Origin of the sequence: Pilosibacter fragilis (genome assembly GCF_032490495.1) — a bacterium.
Classification (GTDB): domain Bacteria; phylum Bacillota; class Clostridia; order Lachnospirales; family Lachnospiraceae; genus Pilosibacter; species Pilosibacter fragilis.
In genome coordinates this window covers 87,869-105,757 of record NZ_JAVYJB010000008.1, presented here as the reverse complement: position 1 = coordinate 105,757, position 17,889 = coordinate 87,869, and the positions used below count along the sequence as shown (strand labels likewise).

General features: G+C 50.4%; 15 protein-coding genes and 1 tRNA gene. 1 reads left to right on the top strand and 15 read right to left on the bottom strand.

What is annotated here, in order from left to right:
• Positions 1 to 56 precede the first annotated feature (56 nt).
• From guaB to ABCW45_RS09505, 15 genes are all read right to left on the bottom strand, one after another.
• Positions 57 to 1,511: an IMP dehydrogenase gene (guaB, locus tag ABCW45_RS09575; protein WP_117484330.1), complete on the bottom strand. Its 1,455-nt coding sequence runs from the start codon at positions 1,509 to 1,511 to the stop codon at positions 57 to 59.
• A gap of 256 nt (positions 1,512 to 1,767) precedes the next feature.
• The gene (locus ABCW45_RS09570) at positions 1,768 to 2,859 is read right to left on the bottom strand and encodes a pyridoxal phosphate-dependent aminotransferase (protein ID WP_117484331.1); all 1,092 of its coding nucleotides are present in this window, start codon (positions 2,857 to 2,859) and stop codon (positions 1,768 to 1,770) included.
• Positions 2,856 to 4,091: a bifunctional adenosylcobinamide kinase/adenosylcobinamide-phosphate guanylyltransferase gene (locus ABCW45_RS09565; protein ID WP_343220725.1), complete on the bottom strand. Its 1,236-nt coding sequence runs from the start codon at positions 4,089 to 4,091 to the stop codon at positions 2,856 to 2,858. The genes ABCW45_RS09570 and ABCW45_RS09565 overlap by 4 nt, the downstream gene beginning before the upstream one ends.
• A gap of 12 nt (positions 4,092 to 4,103) precedes the next feature.
• A complete protein-coding gene (locus tag ABCW45_RS09560; protein WP_343220724.1) occupies positions 4,104 to 5,312 on the bottom strand; it encodes a cobalt-precorrin 5A hydrolase in 1,209 nt (402 codons plus the stop codon).
• A gap of 88 nt (positions 5,313 to 5,400) precedes the next feature.
• A complete protein-coding gene (locus tag ABCW45_RS09555; RefSeq protein WP_117484334.1) occupies positions 5,401 to 5,631 on the bottom strand; it encodes an alpha/beta-type small acid-soluble spore protein in 231 nt (76 codons plus the stop codon).
• Between the two features lie 82 nt (positions 5,632 to 5,713).
• Positions 5,714 to 6,463, bottom strand: coding sequence for a hypothetical protein (locus ABCW45_RS09550; RefSeq protein WP_343220723.1), 750 nt, complete (start codon positions 6,461 to 6,463; stop codon positions 5,714 to 5,716).
• Positions 6,464 to 6,859: 396 nt separating this feature from the next.
• Positions 6,860 to 7,939: a 30S ribosomal protein S1 gene (gene rpsA / locus ABCW45_RS09545; RefSeq protein WP_117469879.1), complete on the bottom strand. Its 1,080-nt coding sequence runs from the start codon at positions 7,937 to 7,939 to the stop codon at positions 6,860 to 6,862.
• The gene (ispH, locus tag ABCW45_RS09540; protein ID WP_117469880.1) at positions 7,927 to 8,772 is read right to left on the bottom strand and encodes a 4-hydroxy-3-methylbut-2-enyl diphosphate reductase; all 846 of its coding nucleotides are present in this window, start codon (positions 8,770 to 8,772) and stop codon (positions 7,927 to 7,929) included. Before ispH ends, rpsA begins: the two co-directional genes overlap by 13 nt.
• 1 nt (position 8,773) lies before the next feature.
• Entirely contained in the window at positions 8,774 to 9,445 is a 672-nt protein-coding gene (cmk, locus tag ABCW45_RS09535; RefSeq protein ID WP_117469881.1) for a (d)CMP kinase, read from the bottom strand.
• A gap of 102 nt (positions 9,446 to 9,547) precedes the next feature.
• Positions 9,548 to 10,777 (bottom strand): BaiN/RdsA family NAD(P)/FAD-dependent oxidoreductase, encoded by a 1,230-nt coding sequence (locus tag ABCW45_RS09530; RefSeq protein WP_343220722.1) that lies wholly within the window; start codon positions 10,775 to 10,777, stop codon positions 9,548 to 9,550.
• A complete protein-coding gene (gene pap / locus ABCW45_RS09525; protein ID WP_117552210.1) occupies positions 10,774 to 12,255 on the bottom strand; it encodes a polyphosphate:AMP phosphotransferase in 1,482 nt (493 codons plus the stop codon). Before pap ends, ABCW45_RS09530 begins: the two co-directional genes overlap by 4 nt.
• Positions 12,256 to 12,331: 76 nt before the next feature.
• Positions 12,332 to 12,706, bottom strand: a complete 375-nt coding sequence (locus ABCW45_RS09520) for a DUF3783 domain-containing protein (protein WP_117469921.1) — start codon at positions 12,704 to 12,706, stop codon at positions 12,332 to 12,334.
• Positions 12,707 to 12,865: 159 nt separating this feature from the next.
• Positions 12,866 to 12,939: transfer RNA gene (locus ABCW45_RS09515), tRNA-Pro, on the bottom strand.
• Positions 12,940 to 13,084: 145 nt separating this feature from the next.
• Positions 13,085 to 14,710 carry a Na+/H+ antiporter NhaC family protein gene (locus tag ABCW45_RS09510; RefSeq protein ID WP_425518600.1) on the bottom strand — a complete coding sequence of 542 codons (1,626 nt, stop codon included), beginning with the start codon at positions 14,708 to 14,710 and terminating at the stop codon, positions 13,085 to 13,087.
• 126 nt (positions 14,711 to 14,836) lie between these two features.
• Positions 14,837 to 15,565 (bottom strand): YebC/PmpR family DNA-binding transcriptional regulator, encoded by a 729-nt coding sequence (locus ABCW45_RS09505; RefSeq protein ID WP_015554900.1) that lies wholly within the window; start codon positions 15,563 to 15,565, stop codon positions 14,837 to 14,839.
• A 377-nt stretch (positions 15,566 to 15,942) separates the two neighbouring features.
• On the opposite strand from ABCW45_RS09505, the gene ABCW45_RS09500 reads away from it, so the two are divergent.
• Complete coding sequence (locus ABCW45_RS09500; RefSeq protein ID WP_343220721.1) at positions 15,943 to 17,871, top strand: S9 family peptidase; 1,929 nt, start codon at positions 15,943 to 15,945, stop codon at positions 17,869 to 17,871.
• The last annotated feature ends 18 nt before the right edge of the window (positions 17,872 to 17,889 follow it).

Here is a 17,889-nt window from a genome sequence, read left to right as displayed (position 1 = left end):
AGGGAACAGCGTTTCCGCCGCCTGCACAGCCCTTTGCTGCCCTCTCGGGATTAAAATTATTCGTCTACGCTGTAGTTCGGAGCCTCTTTTGTGATGTGGATATCATGCGGATGGCTCTCACGGAGTGCGGCTGCGGAGATCTTAACAAAATGACTGTTCTCCTGAAGCTCTTTGATATCATGAGCACCGCAATATCCCATACCGGCACGAAGACCGCCCAGCATCTGGAATACCGTATCCTCAACGAATCCCTTGTAAGCGACACGTCCTTCGACGCCTTCCGGAACAAGCTTCTTCGCGTTCGACTGGAAGTAACGGTCCTTACTGCCGTTCTCCATAGCGGAAATAGATCCCATTCCACGGTAAACTTTATATTTTCTTCCCTGATAAAGTTCGAAGTCTCCCGGGCTCTCATCGCAGCCCGCGAACATGGATCCCATCATGCAGACATTACCGCCGGCTGCGAGAGCCTTTGTAACATCTCCGGAATACTTGATACCGCCGTCGGCGATGATCGGAATACCGTACTCCTTCGCAACTGCATAGCAGTCCATAACAGCAGTGATCTGCGGAACACCGATACCTGCAACGACACGTGTCGTACAGATCGATCCCGGTCCGATACCAACCTTGACAGCGTCAACGCCGGCCTCGATCAGGGCTCTTGTAGCCTCACCCGTTGCAACGTTACCGGCGATTACCTGAAGATCCGGATATTTCTCCTTGATCATCTTTACGCAGTTGAGAACGTTCGCAGAGTGTCCGTGCGCAGAGTCGAGAACAACAACATCGACCTTTGCATTTACAAGGGCTTCTGTTCTCTCAAGAACATTTGCTGTGATTCCGATTGCAGCACCGCAGAGAAGTCTTCCGTGATCATCCTTTGCGGAGTTCGGATACTTGATCTGTTTCTCGATATCTTTGATCGTAATGAGTCCTTTTAAGTTAAAGTTTTCATCGACGATCGGAAGCTTCTCGACTCTTGCCTTTGCAAGAATGCGCTTTGCTTCTTCCATAGTTACGCCTTCTTTAGCTGTAACCAGATGCTCGGAAGTCATGCACTCCTTGATCTTCTTGGAATAATCTTCCTCAAATTTCAGATCACGGTTTGTGATGATTCCGACGAGCTTTTTACCCTCAGTGATCGGAACACCGGAAATGCGGAATTTTGCCATCAGCTCATCTGCATCTTTTAATGTATGTTCCGGGGACAAATAAAATGGGTCTGTGATTACTCCGTTTTCAGAACGTTTTACCTTATCTACCTCTTCAGCCTGCGCCTCGATCGACATGTTTTTGTGAATGATACCGATTCCGCCCTGTCGCGCCATAGCGATCGCCATGCGGTGCTCAGTAACGGTATCCATGCCGGCACTCATAAATGGAATATTGAGTTTGACTTTCTTTGTCAGGTGTGTTGAAACATCAACCTGATTTGGGATTACTTCAGAATATGCAGGTACAAGGAGCACATCATCAAATGTAATACCATCACCAATGATCTTACCCATTTTATGGTTCCCTCTCTTTCTTCTGTTTTATTATGTTTAAAAAAAATATAACTAAAAACCGTCATAACGTCAGTTCCAGTTATTACTGTAGAGTATAACAGCTTTGTCGAATTTTAGCAACAGGCAATTCATATAATTTTTTTGCGATTTTATATTATTTTTGCTTATAAACATACAGAAAATTTCTTTATCCTTCTGCCATTTTCCAACGTATCTTTCATTTTCTTCCAACGGCTGCGTTTTCCCTCCGGATGATCTACCTGTAGTCCTTTAATATCTCCAGGAATTCCCGGTTTTCTTCATGGGAGCGGACGCAGATCCTGTAAAATCGTCTGTCAAGCAGTCTGTAATTCCTGCATGACCGGATCAGGACCCCCCGTTCCAGAAAATATTCGTACAGCCAGGATTCCTGACCGGTCTTGAAGTCCTTAAACAGGAGGAAATTCGCGTCCGAGTGGAATACCGTGAAGCCTGCTTTCGTCAGTCCGTCAGAAAGATACTGCCGTTCTTTCGCCACCGTCTCCCGCATCTTTTTCAAAAAAGGAATCCGTTCTTCCGAAAGTGCCGCATATCCCGCTTCCTGCGCCGGGATCGAAACACTCCAGGGCTGCCAGTTCTCCTCCATCCGTTCTAAGAGCTCTCTGCTTGTACAGAATCCATACCCCAGCCGCAGTCCCGCCATGGCATATGTCTTTGTGAATGCCCGGAGAAGAAATAAGCTTCCGCCATGTTCCGGTCTTCCGGTCTCCCAGTCGAGAAATTCACGGATACAGCCGCAACTTCGCTCCTCATCAAGGAATTCCACAAAGCATTCGTCCAGAACCAGCAGGATCCCATGTTTCTTGCAGTAGTCTAAGATTTTTGAAAGATCTGCCTGACGGATCATGGCCCCTGTGGGATTCGCCGGAGTGCATAAAAATATGATCTCCGGCTGCTCTGTTCTCAAAAAATCCAGAAATTCCGATACGTTTAAGAAAAAAGATTCCGCCTCTTTTAAATAGAAAAAAGCGATTTCTGTCCCACAGGATCTCAACGCCGTTTCATACTCCGCGAAAGATGGCGCAGGGATCACTGCCTTTTTCGGCCGTACCTCCTGTACCAGCCGGAAGATCAATTCCGCCGCCCCGTTTCCGAAGATCATCTGATCTTCCGGGACACCGGTAAGCTCTGACAACCGTCCCCGCAGGTTTTCGCAGGAGCTGTCCGGATATCCTGTACAGAAGGCAATGCTCCTCTGGGCTGCCTCCCAGACAAAATTTGGCATTCCCAAGGGATTTACGTTGACCGAGAAATCCAGCTCCACATTCCGGTTCCGGTAGATATCACCGCCGTGTCCGTACTCCATCATGTCTCACCGCCCTTTAAAGCCATCGGGATCCCGCAGACAACGCGGCATACCTTCACCGCCCGCGCCGCCAGATACTGGCAGGCGTCCCCACTCATCTCCCGCCACAGGCGGTCTGTTTTATCGATGGGAACGATTCCGCAGCCGATCTCGTCGCAGGTGATGACTGCGTTGGGATTCTTCTCAAGGATCATATCCAGATACCGGTACATGACCTCTTCGATCCGGATCTCGATATCTTCCGTTTCTTTCGTCTGCACTCTGACCATCTTTGTTTCTCCGGCAGATGTTCTTTCAGCCGGATCCCTCACAGCTTCAGTTCTCTCATTGATTTCACTGCGGATACTGTCGCAGAACACTCTGTCATCCTCTCTCTTCGCGTCATACTCACCCAGTACTGTGTCTATCAGCCTTCGAATATAGATATGAAGATTCAGAACAGCCTCCGAATCAAACGCGTCTTCCAACGGTGACTGTTCGCCGTCTGCCACAAGAATGAAGCGGTTTTCTTCCGTCACCGCCTCACGCATCGCAAGGTTTGATTTCCCCTGATACGCGCCTCCTACAAAAAGCCTGATCCCTCTCTGACGATCCACAGATCGATCCGTTCTTCTCTCTTCCACTTCCGTATCTTCCCTCTTCTTTTTCTTCACCATCACCGGCTCACCGCAGATCACCTCGTACACTTCATCCGCCTCCCCGGCCAACGCACAGTTGATTCCGCCCAACAGCTTCCGGTACGCTTCCGTCTCCTCCGAGTACGGCCCCTGATCCCCGGACACATCATTTGTCACGACTACCAGAAAGTCCGCATTTTTTCTGATCATCCTGATTCCTTCCAATATCCGTTCCATCGCGCCATTCTCCGGATCTTCCATGTCCCGGCGGTACATCTCGTTCGCCGCAAGATTGGAAACACACTCTAACAGACACCGGCTCCTGGCAGGGACCTCCGCCTTCGAAAGATCCACAGGGCACTCGATGGTCATAAAATTCTTTTTTTCCCGCATTTTGCGGTGTTTTCGGATCCGCTCCCTACACTCCTCGTCCCAGGCGATCATGGTTGCAAGGTAACAGGACGGCTGATGGCGCAGATCCGTTTTCCGGGCGCCGCCGCGCATCGATTTTCCGGCGGCTTCCGCCATCACCTCTTCTTTCTTTGCCTGTTCTACGATCAGGGTCTCTGCAAATGCGGACTTTCCGCTGGAGCTTCCCCCATTTATCAGGATCATCATATTCTTTCTACTCTATCCTCTCGATTTTTCTTCCCGATCCGCATTTTCTCCGGACTTTCCGATCATATAATACGCTGCGGCCACTGTCACGCCGTCCTCCGCTTCCTTATGGATCAGGATCCTGCACTCAGAAGCTCTCACGCCCAGCCTGCACGCAGCCACTGCGGACCGCTCGCAGACATTTCCGGTTCCCGTGGTCTTTTGCACAAATTCCGACTCCGGGAAATCTCCCGGCTGTCCATTTAACTCCTCACTGGAAAATGTCAGAAACGGCACCTGAAGTTCCTTTGCGAATTCGATGAGTCCCTGCTCCTGCTTCTTGATGTCGATGCTCGCCGCCGCAAAGACGCTTCGCAGATCGATCCCGTTCCGCTCCATCGCACTTTCCACCGCAGTCCGGATCTTCTCAACAGGTGTCCCGCGTTTACAGCCGATTCCAAGTGCCACACACCGTGGGATCAGGCGCAGGACGCGGTTCTCCGGAATCCCTTTCTTTTCTTTTCCGGACACCGTAATCCAGAGATTCCGCTTACAGATCCGATCCTCAAAAAGTCCCTCCGGAATCTTCTTCCACGCTGAAAATCCGAAATCTGAGAACACTCCCACCGGCTCACCCGCAAGGATATCAGCCGAAATCTCCTTCGCAAGTTTCCGGTCCGTGATCACAAATCCATGATCCTTTGCGAACACGTCCACCGCAAATTTCTTCTCCACATCCGTCGCCGTCGTCACCACCGGCACTGCTCCGATCCCGGAAGCCACTGTTTCCGCCAGCCGGTTCGCTCCGCCCACATGTCCGGAGAGAAGCGGGATCACAAACTGTCCCGCCTCATCCACACAGACCACCGCAGGGTCCTGAAATTTATCCCGCACATATGGCGCAATGGAGCGCACCGCGATCCCACAGGCACCCACAAAAATAAGAGCATCGTCCCGCAGAAAAGCCTCCTTCGTCCACTCCGAAAGTCCGCCCTCCGGCACTGCCTGATAAGGCACTCCGGCATCCGTTGCCGCAAGCTGGAGCGCGTACCGCCCGGCGATCCACAGAAACTGATACAGAGTACCCCCCTCACAGGATCTGTCCTCGGTCTTTGCGCTCCTATCACGATGTTCCGGACAGGACGCATTCGCGAAAGCTTCAGAAGCTCCGGAAAGGGTGTCATTGATCCGCTTCATCGTCTCAAATCCGTCTCTCGTAAAACAAATAAGCGATATATTCATAATTGATTCCCTTCCAAGATCTGATTTTTCCATATCGTTGAACTGCTGCCTCTCTCTCCCCTAATTATAAAAGAAAACCGCCATTGTTTCAATGGCAGTTTTCCCCTGAATTCTCCTTGTCCTGCGTTTTTGCGGACATTTCTCTCTTCTTTTTTGTCACAAGACCGCCGATCCTGCCGCTCTCTTTTGCGGTAAGACACCGCCAGCCACCGGCGATTACCTTGTCCGCCAGCCCCAGCTCCTTCGCGATCTCGAATTTCATCCGGTCCTCCGGCTTTAAGTGCTCCGGATCCACCGGTTCTCTTTTTTTCTTCGACACAGGCTCACGCTCCTTCCATAAGGAGAGTATGCCCGCTGTCCGGCATTTTCATACAGATTGTTTTCTAGCAAGATCCCATTATTTATTTTGCGTATCCATTCTCACCCTGGAACACGACGATCTTTTCTGCTTTATTTCCGTTCTCATCATTCCAGATCAGGATCTCGGTTCCTTCTGTGAGGTCTTCCTCGGAGACAATATTTCTTGTCAGATATGGAAGAAGTCTTGTTTCAGCGGTAATCATGTAATTGATCCCATTCTCGGCTGTGAGGATCCGCTCACCTTCTGTATTTGCAGCCATCAATTCCTTTACCTTCGTGTATCTCGGGAAATCATATCCCTCTGCCTGTACTAAGATCAGCAGACCATTTGCGATCGGCGGAAGGCTCAACGTCATTGCCTCGTCTACATAAGCGCTGATGGTATTTCCTTCTTTCAGATCACCGAGTTCCACCGGATAACCATTCTCTGCATCCAGAACCTTCGTATCCTCTGCGATCGTAATTACAACATCCTCATCAAATCCATTATCCTGGCGATGCATCGTAAGCTGTCCATCTTCCACAGAAACGATCGTTCCCATCATCGGATCAGACTCACTCGCGGACTCCGTGTCTGCCGCTCCACTTTCCTGACCGGTACCGTCCGGAAGTTTTCCCGCCTCGTTTTCCGTAGTCGCAGATGTCTCAGTTCCTGCAGGAGTCTCAACTGCTGTCGTTTTTGTCTCCTCCTTTGTCTGTCCATCCGCCTTGCCGCATCCGGTGATCCCCATAGATGCGATCATCATGGCAGCGCAGGCCAGTGCAGTCATTCTTTTCATATTTTTCGTCATAATAAAATTCCTCCTGTTCTCTTGTATCGGTCTTTGCCGGACTGCATTGTTTTACAGCGTTCTCCTTCAAATACCGATTTGCGGCCGTCCTGATTTTCCAAGGTTACTGTTCACAGTAACTTTTCAGGTTCTTCCGCCGTCTTTTGCTTTTGTACGGTTATCTTAACATACAAACCTTGAGATTACACTATGATTTCAATTACAAATCTCTTACGCATTTTTGTAGTGTGGACACAATTTGCGGCATTTCTGCGGCAGGCTTCGCGGCCTCTGATGTGTCCTGATGCGTTCGTGTTTTTTGTACAGGGAATTCCTCGGAATTTCCTGTTACAAAAAAGGACACCGCCCGCAAAGAACGATGTCCTCGAAAATTCTTATTTAAGAATCACCTTCGGATTACTCCTCAGTCTGCTCCTGTGCGTTGTCAGCCTCAAGAGCCTTCATGCTTAAGCTGATCTTTCTGTCTGCCTCGTTGAAATCAACGATCTTAGCAGTGATCTCCTGACCGATGGAAAGTACATCAGCCGGCTTAGCAACGTGCTCTCTGGAGATCTGGGATACATGAAGCAGAGCGTCTACGCCCGGCTCAAGCTCAACGAATGCGCCGAAGTCAGTCATACGAGCTACCTTACCTGTAACTACGTTGCCTACTGCGTACTTCTCAGCAGCGTCAGCCCACGGATTTGTCTCCGGGAACTTCATGGAAAGGGCAATCTTCTCACCGTTGATGTCTTTGATGAGAGCTGTTACCTTATCGCCAACCTTGAAGACCTTCTTCGGGTTCTCGATTCTGCCCCAGGACATCTCGGAGATGTGGAGTAAACCGTCAGCGCCGCCAAGATCGATGAATGCACCGAAATCAGTTACGTTCTTAACAGTTCCTTCTACCTTGTCACCTACATGGATCTTCTCGAAGAGAGCTTTCTGCATCTCAGCCTTCTTAGCAACGATAAGCTGCTTGCGGTCGCCGATGACTCTTCTTCTTCTCGGATTGAACTCTGTGATCACGAATTCGATCTCTTTATCAGCATATTTGGATAAATCTTTCTCATATACGTCGGATACAAGGCTTGCCGGGATAAAGATTCTAGCTTCGTCCACGATCACACTTAAACCGCCGTCAAGAACCTGGGAAACCTTTGCTGTAAGAACCTCGTGGTTCTCAAATGCCTCCTCAAGTCTCTTATTTCCTCTGTCTGCAGCCAGTCTCTTGTAGGAAAGAGCGACCTGACCTTCACCGTCGTTCACCTTTACGACTTTGGCTTCCATCTCGTCACCAACATGTACAAGATTTCTTAAGTCTACGTTGGACTCGTTTGTGTATTCACTGCGGGTAATGATGCCATCAGACTTGTAACCAATATTTAAAACGATTTCGTCTTCTTTTACGTCAATGACCTTACCGGTGACAACCTCTCCTGTACGTATTGTTTTTAATGATTCTTCTAACATTTGTTCAAAACTTAACTCTGACATTTAGTATGAACCTCCTCGATAATATTGTTTGGGGTTGACGCCCCGGCCGTAATACCTACACTGCGCACAGAACTAATACATTCAGGATTAAAGTCGCCCAGAGTCTGGATGTAATAGGTGTTTTTACATTCCTTCCGGCAGATATCGTATAGCTTCTGGGTATTCGAGCTGTGTTTCCCGCCGATAACCAGCATCACGTCCACCTGTGAGGCTATCCTCATCGCTTCCACTTGTCTTTCCTGTGTTGCATTGCAAATCGTATTTAAAACAGTTATATCATACCTCGTTTTAGAAATTTTTTCAACTATATCTTGAAATTTCTTGTAATTAAATGTCGTCTGGGATACAATACAAAGCTTCTCATTTTCCGGAAGCTGCAGCTTAAGAAAATCATCCATGTCCTCGATGACCACTGTCCGCTCATCTCCCCATCCCTTGATGCCCTGCACCTCCGGATGGTCCTCACTGCCTATGATCAGAACTTTTCTTCCTTCTGCTGACTGTTTTTCGACGATCCGGTGGATCTTTTTCACATAGGGACATGTGGCATCCACGATTTCCACATCGTTTTCCTTTAAGATCTCGTAGACATTTTTTCCGACACCGTGGGAGCGGATCACAACAACAGCGTTCCGGATCGTCTTCAATTCTTCTAAAGAGTCGATGACCTCCACACCCTTTTCCCTGAGATCGCCCACGACCTGCTCATTATGGATAATTGGACCGTAGGTGTAGATCCTTTTTTCCGTCCTGCCGATCTGATCATATACTTTTTCCACGGCACGCTTCACACCAAAGCAGAAGCCTGCTGTCTTTGCAACTGTTACTTCCATCTTACGCACCCTGCTTCTTATCGATCATCGCTGTGATCGTGTCCACGACCTCTTTTAACGTCATGTCGGAGCTGTCAAGGAGTACGGCGTCATCCGCCTGTTTCAACGGGGAATTCTCCCGGTGCATATCCCGGTAATCCCGTTCGATGATGTCCTTCTCGATCTCATCGAGATCGCAGGCTGTTCCTTTCTCCTTAAGCTCATGATAGCGGCGTTTCGCCCGGACTGCGGAGCTTGCGGTCAGATATACCTTCACATCGGCATCCGGCAGGACACAGGTTCCGATGTCGCGTCCATCCATGATCACGTCCGCCTTCTTTGCCAGATCTTTCTGGAGTTCCACGAGCTTCTCACGGACCTTCTTGTAGACGGATGTGGCTGAAGCCATGTTTCCGACCTCTTCGGTGCGGATCAGCCCGGATACATTCTCGCCGTTTAAGATCACCTGCTGCGCGCCGTTCTCGTAGCGGATCGTGATCTCCACCTTGTCAAGTACCGCGTTGATGGCGTTCTCGTCGGTCTTATCGATTCCCTGGCGCAGAAAATATAACGCCATTGCCCGGTACATTGCTCCGGTATCCACATAGATAAAATTCTTCAGAGCTGCCACAGACTTTGCCACGGTGCTCTTTCCGGCTCCTGCCGGTCCGTCTATTGCTACATTAAAAGACATGTTATTCTCCCCTTAGTTTATTCCAAGATTTTTTATTTATTCGTGATGGTTCCATATCTTTACAGCCATACGGGTTCAAAGCTGCTTCTCAGGTCCGGTGCTCTATACGCTTCTGCCTGCCAGCATTCCGGTCGACCAGGCGATCTGCAGGTTAAATCCGCCGGTCACACCGTCCAGATCCAGAACCTCGCCCGCAAAATAGAGGCCCTGCAGCTTCTTCGATTCCATAGTGGATGGATTCACTTCCTTCACATTCACTCCGCCCTGCGTCACGATTGCCTCATTGTACCCGCGGAGTCCTGTGAGCGTCACGGAAAACACTTTTGTGAGATCCACCAGACGTTTTCTCTCCTCCGCAGTCACCTCATTGACCTGTTTTTCCGGATCGATGCCGCTCCTCTTTATCATCACCGGGATCAGCTTTGCCGGGAAGAGGTGATTTAAGGAGTTCTTAAACTGCTTATTTTTCGCCTCATCGAAATCCCGCAGGATTCTCGCATCCAGCTGCTCTTTTGAGAGTGCCGGTTTCAGGTCGATATCCATTCTGAGCGGTGTTTTTTTGATGATCTTCGCCGCATAGCTGCTGGCACTCAAAACGACAGGTCCACTGACGCCAAAATGCGTAAACAGCATCTCGCCGAACTCTTTCCAGAGCACTTTCTTTCCGTTCCAGACAGTCACCTCGATGTTTCTCAAGGAGAGTCCCTGAAGTTCTTTTACATCATCTTCTGCACACACGAACGGAACAAGCGCCGGTGACAAAGGTGTCACCGTGTGACCCGCCTCTTTCGCAAAACGGTACCCGTCCCCCGTGGAACCTGTTGACGGATAGGAAAGTCCGCCTGTGGCGATCACCACTGCATCGGCATCCACACTCTTTCCAGATTTTTCCAGAATGATCCCTGCCGCCCTTTCGTCCCTGATCACGATATCCCTGACCGGTTCATTTAAGAAGATCTTTACGCCAAGAGATTTCATCTTCCGCTCCAAGGCCCCCGTCACATCGGAAGCATGGTCCGATACCGGGAACATTCTTGCTCCCCGTTCTTCCTTCACCGGGCAGCCGTTTGCCTCCACAAGATCCACGATATCAAAGTTTGTGAATCCATAGATGGCACTGTAGAGGAACTTTCCGTTGGAGACCATATTTCTGAACAGGTCCTCCGTATCGCAGCCGTTCGTCAGATTGCAGCGTCCTTTTCCCGTGATATAGATCTTTTTTCCAAGCTTCTCATTTTTCTCATAAACGGAGACATCATGTCCGCACTCCGCGGCGCCGATGGCAGCAGCCATTCCCGCTGCCCCGCCGCCTATAATCACTACTTTGCTCATCTTTTTCTGTTCTTTTCCACTTCTTTTATCTTTTTTTCCATGGCATCCGCCACAGTTTCAAGGACCTTGATCCGCGCATACCACTTGGAATTTCCTTCCACAACGATCCAGGGGGCATCCTTTGTAGAGGTCTTTTCCAGCATTTCATTTACAGCAAGCACGTAAGCATCCCACTTTTCCCTGTTTCTCCAGTCCTCGTCCGTGATCTTCCACCGTTTTTCCGGGTTCTTCATCCGGTCATTGAACCGCCGCTCCTGCTCGTCCTTGTCGATCTGGAGCCAGAATTTTAAGACAAGAGCCCCGGAGTGCACAAAATGTGCTTCCATCTCGTTGATCTCCCGATATGCATGGTGCCAGTCCTCCTCGGAACAGAAGCCCTCGATCCGCTCCACCATGACTCTTCCGTACCAGGTGCGGTCAAAGATCGCGATGTGTCCTGCCTTCGGAACATGATTCCAGAAGCGCCAGAGATAGTGATGGGATTTTTCCACATCGTTCGGGGATGCTGTCGGGCAGACCTTATATCCGCGGGGATCAAGATGGCTCGTCAGACGTTTGATCGCTCCTCCCTTTCCGGCGGCATCCCAGCCCTCAAAGCCAAGGATCACCGGGATCCGCAGACGGTAGAGTTCTCCGTGGAGCACTTCCAGCCGTTTCTGGAGCTTGTCCAGTTTTTTCCGGTATTCCGCCTCCTCAAGGCGCTTTGTCAGGTCCGCTTTTGCAAGGATCCCTTTTTCATATCTGTCAGGCGGAACCGGTTTCTCAAAGATCTCCGCCTCTTTTCCCGCCCGTTTTTTCTCAAGCGCCTTTTCCAGAACATCTGCCACCGTCTTTATGACCACCAGCGCCGTCCCGCTCTTTTCCTTCGCGTCGATCACGTACCAGGGAGCATAAGGCATATCCGTTCTCCTGATCATCTCATCGCTGAGCTTCTTATATTTTCCGTAATGGGCATTTCTCGCAAGTTCTTTCTCTGTGACGCGCCATGCGGTATCCTTTGATTCCAGAAGTTTTTTAAACCGCTTTTCCTGTTCCTTCTCTGAAATATCCAGAAAAAATTTGATGAGAACGGTTCCGCCGTCCACCAGGCATCTCTCAAACGCGCAGATATCCTCAAACGCGGCATCTGCTTTCTTTTCATTCAGCTTTCCCTCGAACCGGTCCGCCTGAACCCTCCGGTACCAGCTTGTGTCATAGATCGTGATCCGCCCATCCGCCGGGGCATGGACCGCAAACCGCCAGAGGAACGGACGGAGCGCTTCCTCCTCGGTATCCTTATCTCCGGTGTAAACGTCAAAGCCTCTCGGATCCAGTGCCTGCATGAGCCGGCCGATCTGCACGCCCTTTCCGGCACCGTCGTAACCGTCAAAGGTAATATAGACAGGAATCTTTTCCTCTTTGCATTCCCGCTGAAGGTTCCCGAGTCTCAGCATTTCTTCCTTCAGAGCTTCTTTTTGCTGTTTCTTCTCATCTCTCATGGACCGATCCCTCCATTCCATTTTATGGACTGTCAAACAGTCAGGTTCATCGTCAGCCTTTCCGGATTCCGGTGATCTACCGGTTCATTTTCGCGTGTTCCTTCGCAAGCTCCCCGTATAATGTCAATGCGTTCCAGCTCTGGTTCGTCGGCGTAAGGACTGCCTTGTAGTCGATCCGTCCGGCCCCCGTCTTTCTCAGCGCAAGGATCACCGTGTCCACCTGCTTTGAGGTGAGTCCCGCCATCACCATCATCTCTTTTTCAAAGTCATCTCCTGTATAGACCTTCCCACAGGGCACGAGTTCCTTCACCCCGGCAAGATATCCCACCGGTTCCAGATACTCTTCCTTTTTCACAGCCCGCAGCTTCATTCCAAGCGGGAACAGCGCCCTCTTGATCTTCGCAAGTCTCTCGCCTTCCGGCAGATGGTATAAAAGAATGATTGGTTTCATATATGATCTGACCTTTCCGTTTCTCGTCCCCGACGGATTGGGACCGCAGGGCATTATACTGTTCTCATTATAGCAATTCCCGTTTCTGTTTGCAACTTTTGGCTGTACCGGTAAAGCAAAAGCAGGGGCTGGTTCATTCCAGCTCCTGCTCATCAAAAATCGGGGCAACAGGATTTGAACCTGCGACCTCTCGGCCCCCAGCCGAGCGCGCTACCAAGCTACGCCATACCCCGGGAACAGAAATTATTATACCAGAAACCGGAAAAAAAGCAACCGGAAAATATCGTCAGAAACATACAGAAAAGGAAAAGGACCCGCAGATTCCGCAGGTCCTTTCAAAACCGGAGCCATCCGGCACGTTCAGTGACCGTATGGAACTCACGCTTCTTCCTTCAGCACTCCATTCACCGCGCGGATCACAAACATTGTGGCCACCATAAGCGCAATGGCGATCGGCAGGGCAATCCATGCGGACTGTACGAAGCCCGCGATAATGTAGGAGACGAAGGACACAACCGCCGCCGTGACCGCATACGGAAGCTGGGTCGTCACATGGTTTACATGTTCACACTGGGCTCCGGCGGATGCCATGATCGTCGTGTCGGAGATTGGAGAACAGTGGTCACCGCAGACAGCTCCTGCCATGCAGGCAGAGATGGAGATGATCATAAGATCCGGGTTGCTGTTTTCAAACACAGCAACAACGATCGGGATCAGGATCCCGAAGGTTCCCCAGGATGTTCCCGTCGCAAAAGCCAGGAAGCAGCCCACAACGAAGATGATCGCCGGAAGGAAATTTAAGAAGGAACGGGCGCTGGACGCAACCACAGTCGCCACATAGACATCTGCGCCGAGGCTGTCCGTCATCGCCTTCAGTGTCCACGCGAAGGACAGGATCATGATCGCCGGGACCATGGACTTAAAACCTTCCGGAATGCAGGCCATGCACTCAGAGAATTTCAGGACCCGGCGCACCTGATAAAGACCGATGGTGATCAAAAGTCCGAAAAAGCTTCCCATCGTAAGTCCCAGGGACGCGTCACTCTGGGAGAAGGCTGTCACAAAATCCTCTCCTGAGAAAAATCCCCCCGTATAGAGCATGCCGACCATGCAGCAAATGATCAGGGATATGATCGGGATCAGAAGATCCAGAACGGTTCCCCTGACAGAGACCTCCGGCTGTTTCTCCGTGTCATACGGACGTCCCGGCGTGGTATAAAGGTCCCCCTTGAGCGCATTCTTCTCATGAAATTTCATAGAACCGAATTCTGTCCGTAAAAGTACCATTCCGATCATCATCACGATCGTCAAGATCGCGTAAAAGTTGTATGGGATCGCCCGCACGAAGATAGAAAATCCGTCCTCGCCCTCAACAAATCCGGTAACCGCGGCCGCCCAGGAAGAGATCGGTGCGATAATGCAGATCGGAGCTGCCGTCGCGTCAATCAGGTACGCGAGCTTTGCTCTTGAGACTTTAAATTTGTCTGTCACAGGGCGCATCACGCTTCCCACGGTCAGGCAGTTAAAATAATCATCGATAAAGATCAGACAGCCCAGCAGGATCGTCGCAAGCTCCGCACCCACGCGTCCCTTAATATGATCCGCCGCAAACTGGCCGAATGCTGCCGACCCGCCGGCCCGGTTCATCAGGCACACCATCGTGCCAAGGATCACAAGGAAGATCAGGATTCCCACATTGTAGCTGTCAGAGAGAACGTTTATCATTCCGTCCTCAAAAATATGGGTGATCGTTCCCTCAAAGCTGAAACCGGAATACAGGATTCCACCCATAAGAACACCGATGAACAGGGAACTGTACACCTCTTTTGTGATAAGTGCCAGCCCGATCGCCACGACCGGCGGAACGAGCGCCCAGAACGTCGCATAGACCGCCGGCACATACTCTTCTGTCTGCTCCGCGCCAAATACGGTTATCGCGAACATCAGGACCAGCACCACAGAAAGCACTGCTGTCCTTTTTATATTTTTCTTCATATCCGTCATAACGGACTCCTCCCTCCTGTCTCCGGAGAGTTCCACGCTCTCCGATTTTCCTGTTACATGAAGAAATCCCCTCTCATCAGTACAATTCTGGTGAAAGGGGATCACAACATACACAATCACGATTTTTTATTCATCCCAGTTGTGGTATACAGCCTGTACGTCATCATCCTCGTCAAGGAGATCAAGGATTCTCTGCATCTTCTTGATCGCTTCCTCGTCAGTAAGTTCTACCCAGTTCTGCGGGATCATAGTAATATCAGCCTCTACCATCGGGATTCCGGCTTTCTCGAGAGCCTCGCGGACTGCACTGAAGTTGTCCGGATCTGTGATAACCTCGTAGCTGTCCTCCTCCTCGGAGAAATCCTCAGCGCCTGCATCGAGTGCAGCCATCATGAGTTCGTCGGCATCCATATCACACTCTTCTTTGTCGATCACGATCTGGCCCTTGCGGTCGAACATGAAGGAAACGCTTCCCTGTGCGCCTACGTTTCCGCCGCCCTTTGTGAAGGCGCTTCTTACGTTTGCTGCGGTACGGTTCTTGTTGTCAGTCAGTGTGTCAACGATGATCGCAACACCGCTCGGACCGTATCCCTCATATGTTAAGTTTTCGTAGTTTACGGAGTTTAAGTCACCGGCTGCTTTCTTGATACCGCGGTCGATGGTATCGTTCGGCATGTTGTTTGCTTTCGCTTTTGCAATCACATCACGCAGCTTGCTGTTGTTAGCCGGATCAGCGCCGCCCTCTTTAACTGCGACAGCAATCTCTCTTCCGATTACGGTAAAGATCTTACCCTTTGCTGCGTCATTTTTCTCTTTCTTATGTTTGATGTTGGAAAATTTATTATGTCCTGACATCGGTTCAGCTTCCTTTCTCTTCGCATCTCGCTCTTTTTTATCTCTCGTGCACCAGTCCCAAGGATCTTTTCGTGCGCATTATACATAGTCTAAAATATTCTAACATCATTTTTCTGATATGGCAAGCGCTTTTTCCGGATACCCCTGCTCCACTTTTCCTTGACACATTCCACTCTGAGTATTTATACTCATTTCATAGCGATCCAGTGCCTTCCGGCCTATGATCTTCCGGGGTCAGCCCGGCAGATTCTGTGGATGGATGCATCTGACCTGCATTTTTGCGCAAGTGCGCATCATTGGCACATTAGTGCCTGTTTGTATAATAGGGAATTCCTCGGATTTCCTGTTACAAAATACTAATTATGGAGGACATGACGATGAAGAAGATTGAGATCGACACATTCCTGAAGTTCCGTTTTTTGAGCAACCCACATTTCTCACCCGATGGAACGAAGATCGCCTTCACGGTATCCGTACCGGACCGGGAGACCAATGGCTATCTGTCTGACCTGTACCTGTATGATCTCGGGAAGAAGACTGTCTCCCGTGTCACCTGCAGCGGTGACGCGAAGACCTGGAGCTGGACCGCGGAGAATACCCTGATCTTTACCGCAGCCCGGACTGCCGCCTTAAAAAAAGAAAAGGAGAACGGAACTTCTTTCCTCTATGAGATCTCTCCGTCCGGCGGAGAGGCCCAGTGCATCACGTCCATTCCGGCTACTGTCACAGGGATCCGCCTTCTCCCGGATGGACGTTACCTTCTGACGATCCGTCATGATAATTACAGAGATACGAGAAAGAAATCTTACGAGGTCTTCGACGAGCTTCCGTTCTGGGGCAATGGTCAGGGATACACGAACGCGAAGAGGAACCGTTACGCCATCTATGATATGGGATCCGGTAAACTCACTTACGTGGCGGACGAATGGACTGACTGCTCCCAGTATTCTGTCCTTGGAAACCTCCTGCTCTACAAGGCATATCCGTGGAAACAGAGTGTCATGGGGATTCGTCCGGGCGTTTATCTTTATAACCTCTCCACCGGAGAGACAAAAACCTTGATCGCGCCGGATTCCATGCGCACCGGAGTTGTCTCCCTCTTAGACGAAAAGACTGCACTCATTGCGGCAACGGATGACTCCTATAAGGATACGACGAAATACTGTGACTTCTACCATATGGATCTCGCGGACGGATCCATGAAGCTGATCCATCCTTATGAATCTTCCATCGGCGGCTCCTCCGTGGGCTCCGATTCCAGATTCGGCGCAGGACAGACATTTAAGGCTGTGGGCGGGGAATTTTACTATATTTCCACCGTGGGAGATTTTTCCCATCTCTATAAGATCTCCCGGGGCGGCACCGTCTCCGGGCCGCTGACGGCAGGAAGCTCCTGCGACAGCTTCGATGTTGCGGGCGGACACATCGCCTCCATGGAATTCCATGGACTCCACATTGCGGAACTCTTTGTAGACGGCGAGCAGGTGACCCACATGAATGACTGGCTCACCGACGAATATGATGTACAGACACCGGAGGCGTTCTCTTTCACCGCCAGCGACGGCTACGAGATCCACGGATGGGTCTTAAAACCAGCAGGTTTCGAGGAAGGAAAGTCCTATCCCGGCATCTTAACTATCCACGGCGGTCCGAGAACCGTTTATTCAGACGTCTACTATCATGAGATGCAGATGTGGGCAAACCGCGGATATTTCGTGTTCTTCTGCAATCCGAGAGGATCTGACGGACGGGGCACGGATTTTGGAAATATCAACGGAATCTACGGAACTGTGGACTATCAGAACCTGATGGATTTCACGGATGAAGTTCTGAGGCGGTACCCGATGATCGATCCGGAACATCTCGGTGTCGCAGGCGGCTCCTACGGCGGATTCATGACAAACTGGATCATCGGACACACAGACCGTTTCCATGCCGCCGCTTCCCAGCGTTCCATCTCTAACTGGGTATCCTTTGAGCACAACTCCGATATCGGACACACCTTCATCTTAAACAACCAGGGAACCAACACGAGGACCGATGTGGAGCTTCTCTGGAAGCAGTCTCCGCTCCAGTTTGCGCCGAACTGCAAGACACCGACACTCTTTATCCACTCTGATGAGGACTACCGCTGCTATATGGCAGAAGGACTCGCCATGTTCAGCGCCATCAAGCGGAACGGCTGCCCGTCGAAGCTTTGCCTGTTCCATGGAGAAAACCATGAGCTGTCCAGAGGCGGAAAGCCGGAGAACAGGATCGACCGGATGACGGAGATCATTAACTGGATGGATGAATATTTAAAATAAAGGAAACGATCCTACCGC